Origin of the sequence: Pantoea sp. K16, assembly GCF_048452805.1 — a bacterium.
Classification (GTDB): domain Bacteria; phylum Pseudomonadota; class Gammaproteobacteria; order Enterobacterales; family Enterobacteriaceae; genus Pantoea; species Pantoea agglomerans.
The window spans coordinates 60,802-76,302 of record NZ_JBLWNV010000008.1 but is presented as its reverse complement, the minus strand read 5'-3'; the positions used below and the strand labels follow the sequence as shown (position 1 = coordinate 76,302).

The following is a 15,501-nucleotide window of genomic DNA, read 5'->3' as shown; positions in this document are numbered from 1 at the left end:
TAGAACTAGTCAAGTTTATTTAGAATAAGTAAATGAGCAAGGGCTAACTGAGCGATGCTCAGTTGCCTTGCTTTTCCCGCCCTTCGGTTGAAAAAGGAAAATCAAGTTCAAAACCAACACCTAAAGCATTGACACAATTGCATATTATGATATTAATTTATACATAGCATACGGACTTGCTATCAATTAAATATCAAAGGAGTTGATATGGAAAAACATAATAATATATTCGATGATGAATTCCCTTCGTCTTTTACTGATAATATTCAATCCAATAAACTACCACCTAACCGTATTCGCAAGCACACAATAACTGTTCGTCTAAATGACATAGAACTTGCCAAACTAAATGGTTCACGAAATCAGCTCAGTAAAAGCTGTTGGCTGAGATCCTCAGCGCTTCAGCAACTCCCTCCATCTGTTCCTGAACTCAACAAAGAAGCTTGGCAACAACTAACGGCTTCACTACAAAAACTCAACGATCTTGGGTCATTCCTTCTCCGCAGAGGGGAAGATGCTCAGCCTCTCTCACAAGAGTTAACTGCTTTGAAAGCCAAACTGTCGCATGTAAGAGATGCTTTGCTGAGTGTTGAAAAGTGATCGTCCCAGATGAAGGGTATGAATAAAATAAAAAGGGGGAAGAACTTCCGGGGTGTCGTCTCGTATGCTCTTTCCCCTGCCCCTCATCACTCAACCGCTCCCCTTGTGATAGGAGGAAACCTGGTAGGCATTTCAGTGGAGGCGTTGACAGCAGAGTTCACCAGAACTCTACAACTGAGAGAAGATGTTGAGAAACCTGTATGGCATAACTCGCTACGATTACCAAAGGGCGATTCATTGACCAATGAGCAGTGGAAGCTCATTGCCGACGATTACATGAAGCGAATGGGGTTCTCAGACACTCATCTTCGTTGTTATGTTCTTCATGCCGACGAAGCTGGTCAGCACATACATATCATTGCTTCTCGTATAAACGTTTTAGAAAATGGCCAGCTCTACCTCGGCAGAAATGAGAACCTCATCAGCACCAGAATCATTCAACAGCTTGAGCGGGATCATCAGCTCGCACAAACCAAAGGTCCATCTCCTTCTTCAACACCCAAAGTCAGGAAAACTGGCAGGAATGAGGAAATGATGGAAGCAAGGACAGGCAACAAAGCACCAAAGAAAATCATTCAGGAAACAATTGAGGCTGTGCTGAGTTTCTATGGCACCATCACCATTGACGATTTTGTTTATGAACTCAGCAAGCTAAAGATAACAGCCAAAGCGAGCATTGCTTCCAAGGGTAAAATGAATGGTTTCTCATTTGAGTATGCAGGAATCGCTTTCAAAGCCTCCCAGTTAGGTAAAGCCTACTCATGGTCGAGTCTGAGCCAGAAGGTTACCCTCACCCCTGCTGTCGAGCCTCAGGTGATAGACGATACAGAGTTGCCTGAGAATGAGTCAGAAGCAATGGAAAGACTGACGAACATAGAAGACGAGCCTGTGTTCCACTCCCCTGCTATTCCGCATATTGAGGAGACGAATACTAAACAGGTTCGCTGGCTACTATGGGTCCCATACCTGAAGCAGATTATCCAAGCCTTGAAAGCAACGGGTCTGAGCCTCCTTAAGCCGTTAATCAAGATGAGACCCCTCCACTTTGTTACTCCCTACCAAAGCACTCATGAGACAAAATCGCACACGGCCACCAAAGAAATCGCCACTAGTCAGAAAAAATTTTCTATCTGATGTGTTCTTAACCTGCTAGTTATCAGTAGTTTAAAACTACACATTAAGTCAAATTCGCTATCTATTCTTATTAATAATCATATCGATAGGAAAAACCGATCGATCGTTTTTACAGATCAATTTTACTATCATGATAGTTTATGGCTATCAAATAGATCTGATCGATCGGTACAAATGATTTGCTAGACACTCATTCCAGGCCGTAATGTAACTTCAAACGAAGCGTTATAGCTCACTGATTTATCAGCAAAATAAGCTGATGGATGCGTGCGCTCTGAATCCAACGAAACAACACTGGATGGTTCTATGACAACAATTACTGAAGTTAAGCAGCCTAATTTCCTAATGATGAAACGAGTTTGGATTGCCATCGCTATGCCAATTGTCATCTTCTACTTCTTGGGTATTAGAGGATTAGTGCAACTCGCTATTATTTGGGTTTTCGCAAGCATCATGCTCTTGATGTTTGCCTATAAAAAATTCCGCATTAAGAAGTGGAATGCCAGCACCAGAGATGTATTCGGAGAGTCTGATGGCATGTGGAGTCACGAGTTCGGTCCTACTGCAATGAAGCTCGATGAAAAACGAGGACTAATTCATCTCAAGGAAGAGAATAAACAGAAAACATATCCCTTCTCAGCTATCAAAGAATGGCGATACAACTTGTCTACTACGAGACAAAGAACAGGTCTTGATAAGGAACTGGATCGCACCCACGATTTCAGAGAGTCAGGTTTTTACATCGCTGTTGACGATGTTCAGTATCCAGAATGGCGGGTAATGTTCTTTCCTCAAAAGGGTGACTTCAACTCACAGGAAGGTATCCGTGATACAGAACTGCAACTCAAGCGGTGGATGCACATTTTTGACAAGGTAGTTAATAACTTACACCATTAATAACCGAGTTTGACACATACAAAAGCCAGCTAATTGCTGGCTTTTTACATTTAAAATTTCATAAAGAAAAATTTAACAATGCCGATAACAGTTACATATAATCAAATGTTGAAAAGGAAATTTAAAGTGGCTGAAAAAATCAATGAAGGCAAAATTATGCAGGTCCTTAACTGGGCTTATGACAAGGCCCTGGACGGGAGTATACCTGGAACAGATTCAGCTTTTGAAATGGCAGGTAGCTATTTGAAAGGTGATGGCACCCTTGTTGACCAAGCTAACTCTCTTATTAGATGGCAAAACACTAAGTCAGTTACCTCAGGATTTCTGTCAGGACTCGGTGGTATTGTGACTCTACCTGTAGCAGTCCCAGCAAGTATCGCTACTGTCCTATATGTTCAGATCCGAATGATAACCTCACTTGCGATAATGGGTGGATGGGATGTGAAAGATGATCGAGTGAGAAGCCTCGTTTACAGTTGCCTTGTTGGGAATGCAGCGAAAGACATTCTCAAAGGAACAGGAATTGTCGTTGGCTCAAAGATGTCAACTCAGTTAATCAAAAGTATTTCGAAAGAAACGATATTTGCCATTAACAAAAAAGTGGGATTTAGATTATTAACAAAGTTTGGCGAGAAAGGAGCTATCAACTTAGGAAAAATGATCCCCCTTGTCGGAGGTATAATCGGCGGAACGTTTGATGGAGTTTCAACTAATTTAGTTGGGAATGTTGCTCGTAAGACTTTCATCGAAAAAAGTTTATTAGCAGAATAGTTTGAAATTTGTAAATTTTAATAGGAGCAGTGTGTATGAACCACTGCTTCCGATATAAGATTTTCACTCAGGCTTCTTTGTTACTTTTGATATCCCATACTGATTGTGACCCTATCCCTTTTCCGCCAGATGAACTATCTATTCTGATTAGTTAAGCCCGAGAGAACCATTCAGAATAAAATAACAACTTTTTCTCAAAAGGAATTAAAGCAATAAAAATACTCATCAAGACCTTGACAATATATTTGCTACTGATATTTATATATTAAATTATAATTAGGAGATAGCACATGTATATGTCATTTTTACAAATATGGTTCTTAGCGGTTAGTATTGGTGTTCTAACCGCTTTATTAAATAGAAGCTACTACATAAGAAAGATTGAGAGTTTAAGTAAACCTAATCAACAACATACCGATAGTAAAACCAGTAAAGAAGAAGATATTCCGTCCTAAAAAACCAATTTCATTCCCTTTTTTTAGGTTCGATATGAGTTTTTCAGCATGTAAAGCTTTAACAAATTCATTATCATCTTTGAGACCATTAAATTTATCCATTACTACAATATATGTATACAGGCCATAAACAAATGCTGCTAAGAAAACAAAGCCAGAAATATGAAAATTATTAAGAAGAGAAACCAATCTAATTACGAAAAATAGCAAAAAAAGGGATCCGAAACAAATCCAATTCGTTATGTTAAACCTCATGTTGAACTCTCCAAAACTAAGCATGATTATGGAATGAATAATTAATTTTCTTTATTACTTTTAGTGTCTCATACTGATTATAACTCGGCCCCTTTCTCTCCCAAAAAGTCTTTTTCCAATACTGAATCTCGACCTTAGATGTCTAAAAATTGAAATGACATGACCAGTATTTCGGAGTGTAGCGCTCGATTTACGAGGGCAAGGGTAACAAGCACATCCTCCAATACGACCCTGTAATAATCAATTTGACTGCCACTTGGTTTTTAAGCGAAAAGTTCTACTTTGCTTGTATGTTTAACAGGCGAAACAGACTTCTTCACCGCTGAAGTGCTTAGCGAACCTTCTTCTCTAACTTCGTAGTAACATAAGGTTTAATAACATTCACCAAAAGAGCACTCATCAAAATCAGGCTAAAACCTATTACTTGCTTGCTTGTAGGTTGTTCATTGAGAAATGTAGAAGCAATAATAACAGTTATTACGGGTGATAACAGAGTCGCATAGCTTGCAAATTCTGCACTCTCGTTCTGAATGAGATAAAACCAGATGAAGTATACCAGTGCATTACCTACAATACCGAGATAGAGAACACAAAGAAGACATTCAGTATTAGTGAAAGCGGTAACAAGAGGTTGTAGTAATGGACCTGATTGGAAGAAAGGATAAGTAATGGAAACCAGAATAGTTGAAACCAATATCTGCCAGAATAGCCTGGCCTTGAAAGGAGTAACAGTCACTATCTTTTGAGAAACGACAGCTCCTATAGCCCAGAAAATGGCACTACATAGAATTACAATCTCACCCAATCCAACATGTACTTCTTTGAGTATCAAAAAAATCCCCGAAAAACAAAGAAGGAGTGAGAACAGGGAGAGTAAGTTCAGCTTTCTTGCCAAGCCCATCAGGATAATCGAGGTAAAGCAAGGCATTGTGTAAACAAGGATTGTCGCATTCGTAACAGAGGTGAAGTGAAGAGCGATGCTATTGAGTGTTGGAACCAGGAAAACATTTGGCACCGCAATTATTGCGATTCTTAAAAATTCATCAAAGTTAAGGGTCTTAAGGCTTTCACGGATACTTTTGTTGAATATCAAAAAAACAATACCACATGAAACAAGAGAACCAGCCATTCGGAATGCATAAGGGCCTATCACATTAATCGCAATTTTTGAAACAGGAAATGAAGTGCCCCATATTAAAGCCATTAACATCGTAAGCCATAAAGAACTTTTAGTCATTAATCTAAGCCTTCCCATACCTTGCTATAACAGACATCCGCCTGCTTTTCTGATTAGCTGTAACCATCGATACGAAATGAGGAACCTGTTTCTCTGATGTATCAAAAAGAAACAGCTCAGCAAAACCTGGAGTCAATGTATCAACAACCTTCTTTCTATCCTTATCAAGTATATGTGTTAAACCACCAAAGTTCGGGTCCCAATTTTGAGTAATGTTCAAGGCTACCCCGACATTATTCCCTGAATCCGTATGGGTGTTGAGAAAATGGCCTTTATCAAAACGATTAATGTAGAAAAGATCGGTATTTCCTATCTTCCTCCCGGTTAGGCGAGCAATCAGATCTTTAAACTCTTCGGAATTACAAAAATTATACGCGATTATTGAAGCTTCACTTGAAGCAACATTATCTTTCACTTCATTGGAGAGTCTTCTGAAGAAGAAACTGAATTTATTATCGCAAAAATCTGCAAAACAAGAGTTGAAACTCTTTTCAATCTCATCAGCCGGGGTCAAAAATGAAAGATCTTTTTGCTCTAAGGAATTTTTGTATATGTAAGTCCAGGACTCCTCAGATGAATCTTGTGACGACTCCATAATCTCATATATTTTTGAAGCGAATTGAGATTGTATGTTTTTGGTAAGATAACCTTTGTCGTTAAAGGTAATACTATCAATGCTCATTTAAAAATCTCTTCTTCGCGAGACCTGAAATCTTGCAATGAAAGAATGAATTTTTTACCTACAAGGTGTGGTTTATCGTAGCCAGTTATGGTTTTGACAACCTGATCGGTAACGATACCAGCCATGATTGATAGTGAGGGAGCACTTTGCCAGGCATTTACCTTCCTGTCACCATCTATGAACGAGTGCTTCAGGCGGGCTTCCTGAAACTTTCTAATGTCTGAATTGCTGTCGTAATACTTATCCTTAACAGAGTTCTTAACTTCATCGAACCCGCTGTGAACACCATCATTGAGGTAGATGGGACCAACGGAAATCTCTAAAGGATCACCACCCAGCTCAATAACAGGGATGGCTTTGTCTTTAGCTATGCTATGGATGATTTCTTCAGCAGTGTCCTTACGATAGTAACCCAGTGCTGCCCAAGCAAGGATGATGAAAGTGCTGTCACCAACGAGTTCTTCAAGTCTTGCTCTGTCTGGAGAAGCGAACTCAAAGAATGTCTCCACATTCACGTTTTCGTTATAGGCAAGGATCGTATCTTTGGCCGCATCAACTTTGTTCTTGCCTACATCATCTGTGCGATACAACACCTGTCTGTTGATGTTTGACAACTCGACATCATCCCCATCAATGAGTCTTAAGGTGCCTATACCTGACATAGCCAGTTGAAGTGCACACCATGTGCCCCATCCCCCCATCCCGAAGATGGCTACCTTACTTTGCTTTAGCCGTTCCTGATACACGAAAGGATGTTGGTTATCAGCATCGATCAGGGAGAACTGAAGGATTTGCCTGTTGTACCTTTCTACTTCCTCACCAGATAGCACTTTTGAGAAGAAGGAGTTGTCCTGAAGGAGCTTCCTTTCCGCCAAGCCCGCAACCAGTCCTTCCAGATGTTCACTTTCAATCTGGACACCCTCACTAACCAGTTCTTTAAAAATCCGGGGAACTGTCCTTTTACCATCCATTTTGGCAAGAGCTGGTCTTACCCAGGAAGGAGGATCATTGATGACCTGAGATACTCCTGGGATTTCTCCAATACAAATATCTCCATCATCTGCGAGGATGATGTGATGAGATTCTTTAATGAGGGGTTTAACATTCGTTAGTGACATGGTGTGCTCCAAAAAAAGTAAGGCCGCATACGAGATGCGGCCTTTGTCATACGTTATCAGCTAAGGACGATAACCTGACCTTTGGTATACATAGCATTTTCTTCAGTGATAGCAGAAATGCGCTGAGACAGAGTAGAGAACTTGATCATAGTGATACCCTCTTGCTTGTTCAGTTAGGTTTGTAAAGTTGTGTTTGTGTATCGATACCACTCCAATAAACAACATTAATGATTTGTTCGTCAATAACCCTAGCGGCAAAAAGCTATACTATTTGTTAACTTACAACTTTCGAAGAATAAACCTTTTGCTTTAAAGGCATATCGTAAAATTAAAACAATGCTATTGATAGTCTGTGTAGCATTTCATCATGGCTTTTACAGTTATCTCACCTTGCAAAAAACTCATTAGTAACCTTATGAAATAGTTAGCAGGATTACTTAAATGGTTAGCTTATGACAGCAGGATTAGAGTTCAAAGAGTTTTGCTTGATGTTATTTTCAGGCGCATAGATTTGCGGTTATTTTAAGAACTGAATGTTATCTACGAGTGAAAATAATAATTTCTTCTATAGCAAACTCATTACGAAAGATGTGGAAGACTAATGTCATACCTACTCATGATGCGGTTTTAGAGATGAAGAAACCAATTAGATATTGATAATCAAAGAAGTATGTTGCGGTATAATATAAAATACTTGATAGGAATAAAGTTTTGTCAGCACCTTCGATTTGTAACATAAAAGAAAAAACATTCAATGAAACTAAGTCAAATTAATGTTCGCAGATCTCATGAGATGAGTTAGTAACATTTGTAATTTCAAAGCCTTTACTTTACCTACTTATAGATTAATAACTTAGCTTGATTGATCATGAAAATCCTAAAACATCTTTAAAATCAAGATGCTGCTGCACATCTGAATAGTTGCAGCTGCACATCTGAATAGTTGCATTTTACAATTAGTCGTAACATTCTCAGTGTACTAATTGTTAGAGATCTAACTTAAAAACACGAATCTTTACATATTTTTACTTTATCCAAGATTCTGATATATGCAATATTCAAATTGCACGTTTTTACTAAATTATTCTAGAGGGATTTATGTCTAATATTAGAGAACTAAACTTAAGTGAAATTGCATTCGTTAGTGGTGGTAACGCAAACAGTGGTTATGAAGGCTCTAACTCAAATAGCCATTCCAAAACTGGTCCGCAAAATAGTTTAAGCCGGAATGCCCCTACTCATATATATAGTGATCCAAGTACTGTTAGATGTGCAAATCAAGCATTTGGTGCACTAACCAGCCTGCCAAATATCGGAAGAGCATCAGCCAAAATGGTTGGAGCAGCCACAGAGTGCCTTAATACTAACAGTTCAGGTCGCGGCCAAGCGGCAGGTTCAGCACATTGCTCCGGCGATTCTGTATCAGGCACTTGTAATCGTTGAAAAATCGGGTGTTAGCTACTAAATAATAAAATTACTTATTATATAAGTTGTCCATATGAACAGTGATATTGAATTAATAGAAAACACCCGACCCCAAGTAAATTCTAAAACGGTCTTTGCCCCTTCTGCAAAGACCGCAATTTTATATATAGCAATATTTATAATTACTATAGTTACCTTGAATCAAACTCCTAACTTAACCCAAAAATACATTGGTCTGAGCAATGCATATTTTTTATCATTTATAATTGGTTTTATAATCTCATTGATAACATTTCTGACCTTGTTTTTGAAAAATGAAAAGAGGGTTTCTTTTGGTAATTTCATCTCCCTTACTCTTTCGCTTATATTTATCCAGTCTTTAAGTCCTCCAACCTCTGGCAGTGGTTTAACACTGGCAACATTGCTGACTCAGGAAAACATTATCTATTTTTGCATAATGATATTCATCGGACCTTTGTTGGAAGAAGTTGCGTTTAGAGGATGCTTATTTGGATCGGTATGCTACTTCAGCAAGTCCTTTGACGGCGGGGTAATTTTTTCAATGCTGGTAACTTCTCTAGTTTTCAGCACAATGCATGCTCAATATGATGCAATCTCTGCATATATTACTGAGTTCTTATTCTCGATTATTCTTACAACGATAAGAATCAACACAAGATCTCTTATATATCCAATCGCAGCCCATACAATCCTTAATTCTTTTGCTGTAATCTCCTTGATTCTTTCAGTAGCTTTTTAGAGTGTTAACATGACAATTAGAAACTGTTTATTTTCAATATTATCACTTTATACTATGTATGGAGTGGTAGCTTGGCCCAGTGATTTAATACCCATAAGGGCACATTTCCACATTTTTGTTACAGCACTATTCTTTTTCATCGGAGTGTTTTTTTCTTTGAGTATTGTCTGGAAAGCCATTAAATGGATGTTTACCGACAGCAAAGAAGAAAAAAATAGCAATTAATCTTTTTAGCGAAGAATAAAATGGATTTATTCAGAAAAGAAGCGATTGATAACCAAAATGAAACAGCATGTGGTGATATAGTCATCCCGGCATCTCTTGGTACAACCTTCAGTGCAGCAACAACGCTTATCCTAATTATTCTGATCTTCACTTTCGTTTGTTTAGGTCAATATACTCGCAAAGCTCACCTAGCGGGTATCGTAATGCCATCCACTGGTCTCATTAAAATCATACCCCACTTCCCTGGATATGTTACGGGATTGATGGTATCAGAGGGCCAGCATGTTTCTGCTGGGACAGCTCTCTACCATATAAGTGGTGAACGATACGATGGTCAGGGAGCAGGTACAATGGCTGCTGTCAGCATGTCTCTCAAAACTCAATATACGATGCTGGCGTCTCAGCAGTTAATTGAAGAGAGAGATAATCAGCAACAACAAATATCATTCAGACAGCGAATTATTTCAATTCAACCGCAGATAAAAAGTGCGGAAGAAAGTCTAAATCTGGCAGAAAATAAAGCGAAACTTTCTGATTCAGTTATGCAGCGTTATAAAAAGTTAGTATCCGTTCATTATGTTTCAGATATCGACTATCAACAAAAACAAATGGAATTTTCTGCTGCTCAGGAAAATGTTGAAAACCATCGCATGCAATTGCTTCAGCTACACACTTCGCTGGAGGCGGCAGAAGAAGACCTTAATCATCTTATTGCGCAAGGTGAAAGCCGACAATCCGAAATCAGGCGACAACTCCAGGACATTAGCCAGCAAGAAGTGGAACTTTCAGGGCAGGAAAGCTTCACACTTACCTCGCCTGTATCAGGAACGGTAGCCGCAGTGATAATACAACAAGGTCAGTCCGCAAGAGCAGCAGAGCCTGTTATGACACTGGTTCCAGATGATGCACACCTCCAAATTGAACTTTATGCAACCAGCCAAAATGCCGGATTTATAAGGCCAGGACAACGGGTATCATTAAGGTTTTCTGCCTTCCCATATCAAAAATTTGGAGTTCAGTATGGTGTTATAAGAGAAATTAGCCGGACAACACTTAGTTCTTCCGAGTTACTATCTATATCACCTGTTACCTGGAAGGAAAACGAAGGTCATTATCGGGTAATTGTTTCGCCTGAACACGATTACATAATGGCTTACGGGCAAAGCGAACCTTTAAGGCCTGGCATGACTCTTGAGGCAGATGTCAATCTTGATACTCGCTATTTATGGGAATGGTTGACCGAACCACTCTGGAGCCTTAAAGGGAAAATGATATGAGCTTGCTGCAATGGACTGGGAAAAATAATCTGCCGCTTATACGACAAACAGAGTCAGCCGAATGTGGATTAGCTTGTCTTACAATGATAGCTTGTTGGCATGGTTTGCAGACTGACTTAAAAATGTTACGCGAACGTTTCAGTATCAGCACTCAGGGCATGACACTTCAAAGACTTATGCAATGCGCTTCGGATATTCAACTCACATCGAGGGCAGTCAGACTGGAACCTGAAGATCTGAAGTCTTTAACATTACCCTGTATCCTTCATTGGGATATGAATCACTTTGTAGTACTCGACAAGGTTCGCGGTAATAAGATTATAATTCACGATCCCAATAAGGGAAAATGCACACTTTCCTTGCTTGATGCAGGGAAACATTTTACTGGAATTGCCCTAGAAATAATTCCCACTAGTAAATTCTTGCCACGACATGAAAAAAAGAAAATTCATCTCCGTAATTTAGTAGGAAAAACTCCCGGCTTAATCCCGGCAATGTTTAAAATAACTGTTTTTGCTCTGGCTTTGGAAGCACTGGCACTGGGGGCCCCCCTTCTTAACCAAATGGTAATTGATGAAGTTTTAGTAGCGGCTGATAAGAATCTGTTAAGCATCATTATTATAGCTTTACTGCTTATTTCCCTGACTCAGTTACTATTGGGTCTTGCACGTCAGTGGGCGAGTATTACACTCTCTGTTAATTTTAATATGCAATGGACAGCACGAGTTTTCCATCACTTAGTGCGCCTTCCCCTTACTTGGTTTGAGGCAAGAAGTAAAGGAAGTATTAGTGCCCGCTTCAGTGCAATTGATATCATACAGCAAGCCCTGACTACACAGGTCCTTGAAGGCATAATAGATGTGCTTGTTGTTATAACATCATTAGGAATGATGATACTTTATAGTAAGGAAATGACATTTATTGCCATAGTGGTATCAGTTGTTTATGCCTTATTAAGGGCCTTGTGGTATCCACATCTGAAACAATGTGCCGAGGATACGTGGGATGCAAGCACCCGTGAGTCCAGTCATTTCCTTGAAACCCTTAGTGGCATACTGAGTCTAAAGGTCAATGGAGTAATTGGTCAGCGCGAAGCTGCATGGCTAAATCTCAACGTCACTCGCCGTAATACACAACTAAAACAAAGTAGACAGGAAATGTACTATGACATAGCACATACTCTGACGACGAGTTTAGTAACATCAGTTGTTCTTTGGAAAGGGGCGGGAGAAGTACTTGATGGAAAATTTACTGTTGGTATGTTGATAGCTTATCTGTCCTTCCAAGGAAGCTTTTCATCCAGTATCAGTAATCTGACTGATAAGTTCTTTTCATGGCGGATGCTGAGTATTTATAACGAACGGCTTGCAGACATTGTTATGAACCCTGCGGAGGGGCATCTCCAAACCGTGCAGGAAGAAAACAACCATGAGAATATTGTTACTTCAAGAATAGTTGAGCAGGTACAAGAATCATCACTATTGTCACTGGATTGCGTTTTTTATAGTCACAGAGGTAGTAACAATCAAATTATTTCTAATTTATCTCTCTCTCTCTATCCAGGAGAAGTGGTAGCCATAACGGGAAGATCAGGCTGCGGAAAATCTACACTGGTTAAACTGATCATGGGGATTCATAAACCAGATAGAGGTGAGATAAGGACTTTTGGTATAACTCATTCTCATCCTGATTACTTTCAAGTCCGTCAGCAAATAGGAACTGTACTACAGGATGACATACTTTTTAGAGGCACTATAGCTGATAACATTATCTTCTACAGTGAAGAGCGCAATCAGGAACTAATGATAGATTGCGCAAAACTTGCCCTAATAGACCGTGAAATCATGGCTATGCCTATGGGTTATCAGACACTTATTAGTGAAGCGGGAGGTGGTGTCTCAGGTGGCCAAAAGCAACGCATCCTTCTAGCCCGTGCTTTATACAAGAAACCTAAATTTTTGTTATTAGATGAAGCAACAAGTCATTTGGATGTTGAAAGCGAAATTACTATTAGTCAGATGCTTAGGCACTCTGGAATTCCAGTATTACTTATTGCACACAGGCCAGAAACACTTGCTTCTGCCGATCGCATCCTGACGATGGAGGAAGGAACAATTTCTTTAACTAATTATTGATTAACCTTAGGAAAAACATGTAACATCCATTATTATTTTTAAGTATATCAAGCTCAGTTATGTAATACTACAACAGGCTTGGCATGCTACATTGGAAAGAGTTTAAATTTGCTATTGGAGAGTGATTTATGAATGATGATAACGATAAAGCCATCAGGGAAGCTGATGAAAGAGAGCGATCTAATAACTGGCTTGCACGAATGAATTTCAAAGGTATCATGTTGATCTTAGAAGTTATTGCTATAAGTATAATTTTATACTCCCTATATAGAAACTAAAACTTCAATATTCTCAACTTTTAATTTCAAATGATTAGCTTAATTGGCCTTTTCAGGGATGACTTTTACGAACATTACGGCAGGTTTTGATTTTAAATCATTTATATATTCAGCTTATACGAACAATTTTTATCACACTCTTTCCAGCTTTTACTGACTTGCAAATGCGAGCTTTAAATTCACATAGTAATCGCTCGGGTTAATGTTGCTTTATATGCAAAGTGTAATATTGATCCCAGGAATTATTAATAACGGGGTTCAGGGTTCAGGGTTCAGGGTTCAGGGTTCAGGGTTCAGGGTTCATGGTTCATGGTTCATGGTTCATGGTTCATGGTTCATGGTTCATGGTTCAGCAGGAAAGAATAAAACGATTAAGGAAGTTGTAAATACATAAATTAAAAAAATGGCTTTATAACCCTCTAAGAGGAAGCAAAAAAGCCATTTTCAAAAAAATTACAATCTTGAAATTGGGCAATGAACTGTAACTACATCCTCTTTTTCTTTTCTGAAGATGAATTTCCTCTTTCATAGGGAATCTCTTTTCTAAAACTTAGCTTCTGAGTTCTAAACACAGTTTCAACCTCATATTCATTCCAGATAATGTATTCGATGATAAACTTGTAGAAATACAGCACGCGTTCAAGGCTAACAGTTGAAGGTATTGTATAGAGGTTTGGACTGAGCAAAGCCGAACTCAAAATTGCAATAATGTTGCTTGGTCCCTTCAGATAAGGATTCTGATAGTCTTGCTGATACTTCAAAAAGTATCCTACACAGAACAGGTAGGCATCTTTTACGATTTTTTCTTTGTTGCAGTCTGATTCATCGTATCTAAGAATGAAGCGATTGAGGAGTATCAAAAATTTCTGATCTGGCAAATATCTGTTTAATTTATTCATAGTAGCATCCTTGCTGTTGTGAATGTCATCCTGACATTTAAAGAAATATCATAATATTTAATCATGTCAATAGTTAAAACCTATCAATTTCCATTTGAATATCTTTTTTAGGTAACGGACGATTAAGCTCTTCGGCTGTCATTTGTTTTAAATGAGAATTATATTAAAGGTAGTCATACCCGATTTAAGAAGAAAAACTAATAAAGCCTTATTGCATAAGTAATACAGCGGCGCCAAAAACTAATTTGGAAAGTATTCTGTTAAGTTTTGATGTTTTTTGATCTTAATACTTTACAATTTTTAAAATCATGAGATTTAAAATATTCATCTTGCCGTTTCCCCATGGTAAATATCTTCTACCTCATTCCAGTATTCCTCTTGGATAACTTTAGCTTTACTGCGGAGTTCATCTCCCATATGAACTACCAATGCTCCTCTTTCCAACATGTCACCCAGCAAAATTTTTGTTATATCTTCAACCGTTAGCTTGAGAAGATTTATGTCATCTGTCATGAATGAATCTTCATCTGGGAGAAGATCCGGCATTGTTTTCACATAATCGTCTAACATCCCTTTTTGCACACTTAAGCTACAGAGCAATACATGGTTTTCGCCCTTTTCTGTCTCTGTTACAGCAATATTAATTTCATTCTGTGTGATTTTCTTCGATAACTTTCTGAGTAGCCTATTACATTTGATCACTGACAGTATGGTTTCATAGATACAGTTTCGACTATCTTTATTTAACTCGGGTAAAACTTGGAATGGATTGTATTCGCTATCTTCGAGGTAATAGCTTAAACAGGCCACGGCTCTCTTACTCAATGTATTCACAGGTAATAACCTGATAGCTTCAGCATCGAAAATCTTATCGAATGTTTTTTGACTCACAAGCCTTGAAAGGTTTCCAACTTTCAGGAATTCTTTAATTTCCACATTGTCCTCACTTTGTCGATGTTGTTCGTCTGGAGCCTCACTATGAAGCTGTTCTCGAATTGCTAATGGCGTCAGAAATCCACTGATCGATCTCCGCCTCAATAAAGGCCACAGCTCTCGAACCTAATTTGATAGGTTTAGGGAATCTATTTTCGGAAATCAATCGGTAAATCCATGCTTTCTTGTAACCTGTTTTATGTAGCACTTCAGGTAAGCGGATGAGTCGTGTAGCGCTTGGGGTTGTTGTATTCATAATTGTATCTCCTCGTCTGGTCGATGAGTTGATACTAAGTAGACGGGGACAGGCTTTGAAGGGATGTAGTGGACATTGTTTTCTAAAGGCATTTACGCAGCATATTTATCATGAATCTATTTTTTTTATAACATCTCTTGACTAAAGAGATTCATTGTGAAATT

General features: G+C 38.6%; 15 protein-coding genes. 8 read left to right on the top strand and 7 right to left on the bottom strand.

From position 1 onward, the window contains the following. The first annotated feature begins 207 nt into the window (after positions 1–207). From ACK13D_RS12335 to ACK13D_RS12320, 4 genes are all read left to right on the top strand, one after another. Positions 208–600 carry a hypothetical protein gene (locus tag ACK13D_RS12335; protein ID WP_418796487.1) on the top strand — a complete coding sequence of 131 codons (393 nt, stop codon included), beginning with the start codon at positions 208–210 and terminating at the stop codon, positions 598–600. 9 nt (positions 601–609) lie between these two features. Continuing rightward, positions 610–1,734 (top strand): relaxase/mobilization nuclease domain-containing protein, encoded by a 1,125-nt coding sequence (locus ACK13D_RS12330; protein ID WP_418796485.1) that lies wholly within the window; start codon positions 610–612, stop codon positions 1,732–1,734. A gap of 306 nt (positions 1,735–2,040) precedes the next feature. After that, a complete protein-coding gene (locus ACK13D_RS12325) occupies positions 2,041–2,631 on the top strand; it encodes a DUF4755 domain-containing protein (protein ID WP_418796484.1) in 591 nt (196 codons plus the stop codon). A 126-nt stretch (positions 2,632–2,757) separates the two neighbouring features. Continuing rightward, a complete protein-coding gene (locus tag ACK13D_RS12320; RefSeq protein WP_116585338.1) occupies positions 2,758–3,402 on the top strand; it encodes an EcsC family protein in 645 nt (214 codons plus the stop codon). Between the two features lie 1,041 nt (positions 3,403–4,443). On the opposite strand, the gene ACK13D_RS12315 is transcribed toward ACK13D_RS12320, so the two are convergent. The 4 genes from ACK13D_RS12315 to ACK13D_RS12300 are packed head-to-tail and all read right to left on the bottom strand — an operon-like array spanning position 4,444 to position 7,298. Next, positions 4,444–5,349, bottom strand: coding sequence for a DMT family transporter (locus tag ACK13D_RS12315; protein ID WP_418796481.1), 906 nt, complete (start codon positions 5,347–5,349; stop codon positions 4,444–4,446). Positions 5,350–5,353: 4 nt separating this feature from the next. Beyond that, entirely contained in the window at positions 5,354–6,031 is a 678-nt protein-coding gene (locus tag ACK13D_RS12310; RefSeq protein WP_122889708.1) for a 2OG-Fe(II) oxygenase family protein, read from the bottom strand. Beyond that, positions 6,028–7,149 (bottom strand): ThiF family adenylyltransferase, encoded by a 1,122-nt coding sequence (locus ACK13D_RS12305; protein ID WP_060680857.1) that lies wholly within the window; start codon positions 7,147–7,149, stop codon positions 6,028–6,030. The genes ACK13D_RS12310 and ACK13D_RS12305 overlap by 4 nt, the downstream gene beginning before the upstream one ends. A gap of 56 nt (positions 7,150–7,205) precedes the next feature. Then, a complete protein-coding gene (locus tag ACK13D_RS12300; protein ID WP_012770338.1) occupies positions 7,206–7,298 on the bottom strand; it encodes a pantocin A family RiPP in 93 nt (30 codons plus the stop codon). Positions 7,299–8,247: 949 nt separating this feature from the next. Here ACK13D_RS12300 and ACK13D_RS12295 point away from each other — a divergent pair. From ACK13D_RS12295 to ACK13D_RS12280, 4 genes are all read left to right on the top strand, one after another. Continuing rightward, entirely contained in the window at positions 8,248–8,592 is a 345-nt protein-coding gene (locus ACK13D_RS12295) for a hypothetical protein (RefSeq protein ID WP_071785057.1), read from the top strand. 55 nt (positions 8,593–8,647) lie between these two features. Continuing rightward, on the top strand, positions 8,648–9,334 hold the full coding sequence (locus tag ACK13D_RS12290; RefSeq protein WP_071785058.1) for a CPBP family intramembrane glutamic endopeptidase: 687 nt from the start codon (positions 8,648–8,650) through the stop codon (positions 9,332–9,334). Between the two features lie 245 nt (positions 9,335–9,579). Beyond that, complete coding sequence (locus ACK13D_RS12285; protein WP_418796479.1) at positions 9,580–10,836, top strand: HlyD family secretion protein; 1,257 nt, start codon at positions 9,580–9,582, stop codon at positions 10,834–10,836. After that, the gene (locus ACK13D_RS12280; protein WP_418796477.1) at positions 10,833–12,971 is read left to right on the top strand and encodes a peptidase domain-containing ABC transporter; all 2,139 of its coding nucleotides are present in this window, start codon (positions 10,833–10,835) and stop codon (positions 12,969–12,971) included. Before ACK13D_RS12285 ends, ACK13D_RS12280 begins: the two co-directional genes overlap by 4 nt. Positions 12,972–13,734: 763 nt before the next feature. On the opposite strand, the gene ACK13D_RS12275 is transcribed toward ACK13D_RS12280, so the two are convergent. The 3 genes from ACK13D_RS12275 to ACK13D_RS12265 form a co-directional block, all read right to left on the bottom strand. Then, complete coding sequence (locus ACK13D_RS12275) at positions 13,735–14,148, bottom strand: hypothetical protein (RefSeq protein WP_418796476.1); 414 nt, start codon at positions 14,146–14,148, stop codon at positions 13,735–13,737. 324 nt (positions 14,149–14,472) lie between these two features. Continuing rightward, complete coding sequence (locus ACK13D_RS12270) at positions 14,473–15,084, bottom strand: hypothetical protein (protein WP_418796474.1); 612 nt, start codon at positions 15,082–15,084, stop codon at positions 14,473–14,475. A 40-nt stretch (positions 15,085–15,124) separates the two neighbouring features. Next, entirely contained in the window at positions 15,125–15,337 is a 213-nt protein-coding gene (locus tag ACK13D_RS12265) for a helix-turn-helix transcriptional regulator (protein ID WP_072123995.1), read from the bottom strand. Positions 15,338–15,501 lie beyond the last annotated feature (164 nt).

What these genes read in the sequence shown, in the direction of transcription:
- ACK13D_RS12290 (WP_071785058.1), top strand. Translation starts at nt 8,648, where the DNA reads ATGAACAGTGATATTGAATTAATAGAAAACACCCGACCCCAAGTAAAT.
- ACK13D_RS12285 (WP_418796479.1), top strand. Translation starts at nt 9,580, where the DNA reads ATGGATTTATTCAGAAAAGAAGCGATTGATAACCAAAATGAAACAGCA.
- ACK13D_RS12335 (WP_418796487.1), top strand. Translation starts at nt 208, where the DNA reads ATGGAAAAACATAATAATATATTCGATGATGAATTCCCTTCGTCTTTT.
- ACK13D_RS12325 (WP_418796484.1), top strand. Translation starts at nt 2,041, where the DNA reads ATGACAACAATTACTGAAGTTAAGCAGCCTAATTTCCTAATGATGAAA.
- ACK13D_RS12300 (WP_012770338.1), bottom strand. Translation starts at nt 7,298, where the DNA reads ATGATCAAGTTCTCTACTCTGTCTCAGCGCATTTCTGCTATCACTGAA.
- ACK13D_RS12315 (WP_418796481.1), bottom strand. Translation starts at nt 5,349, where the DNA reads ATGACTAAAAGTTCTTTATGGCTTACGATGTTAATGGCTTTAATATGG.
- ACK13D_RS12295 (WP_071785057.1), top strand. Translation starts at nt 8,248, where the DNA reads ATGTCTAATATTAGAGAACTAAACTTAAGTGAAATTGCATTCGTTAGT.
- ACK13D_RS12280 (WP_418796477.1), top strand. Translation starts at nt 10,833, where the DNA reads ATGAGCTTGCTGCAATGGACTGGGAAAAATAATCTGCCGCTTATACGA.
- ACK13D_RS12275 (WP_418796476.1), bottom strand. Translation starts at nt 14,148, where the DNA reads ATGAATAAATTAAACAGATATTTGCCAGATCAGAAATTTTTGATACTC.
- ACK13D_RS12305 (WP_060680857.1), bottom strand. Translation starts at nt 7,149, where the DNA reads ATGTCACTAACGAATGTTAAACCCCTCATTAAAGAATCTCATCACATC.
- ACK13D_RS12330 (WP_418796485.1), top strand. Translation starts at nt 610, where the DNA reads ATGAAGGGTATGAATAAAATAAAAAGGGGGAAGAACTTCCGGGGTGTC.
- ACK13D_RS12265 (WP_072123995.1), bottom strand. Translation starts at nt 15,337, where the DNA reads ATGAATACAACAACCCCAAGCGCTACACGACTCATCCGCTTACCTGAA.
- ACK13D_RS12310 (WP_122889708.1), bottom strand. Translation starts at nt 6,031, where the DNA reads ATGAGCATTGATAGTATTACCTTTAACGACAAAGGTTATCTTACCAAA.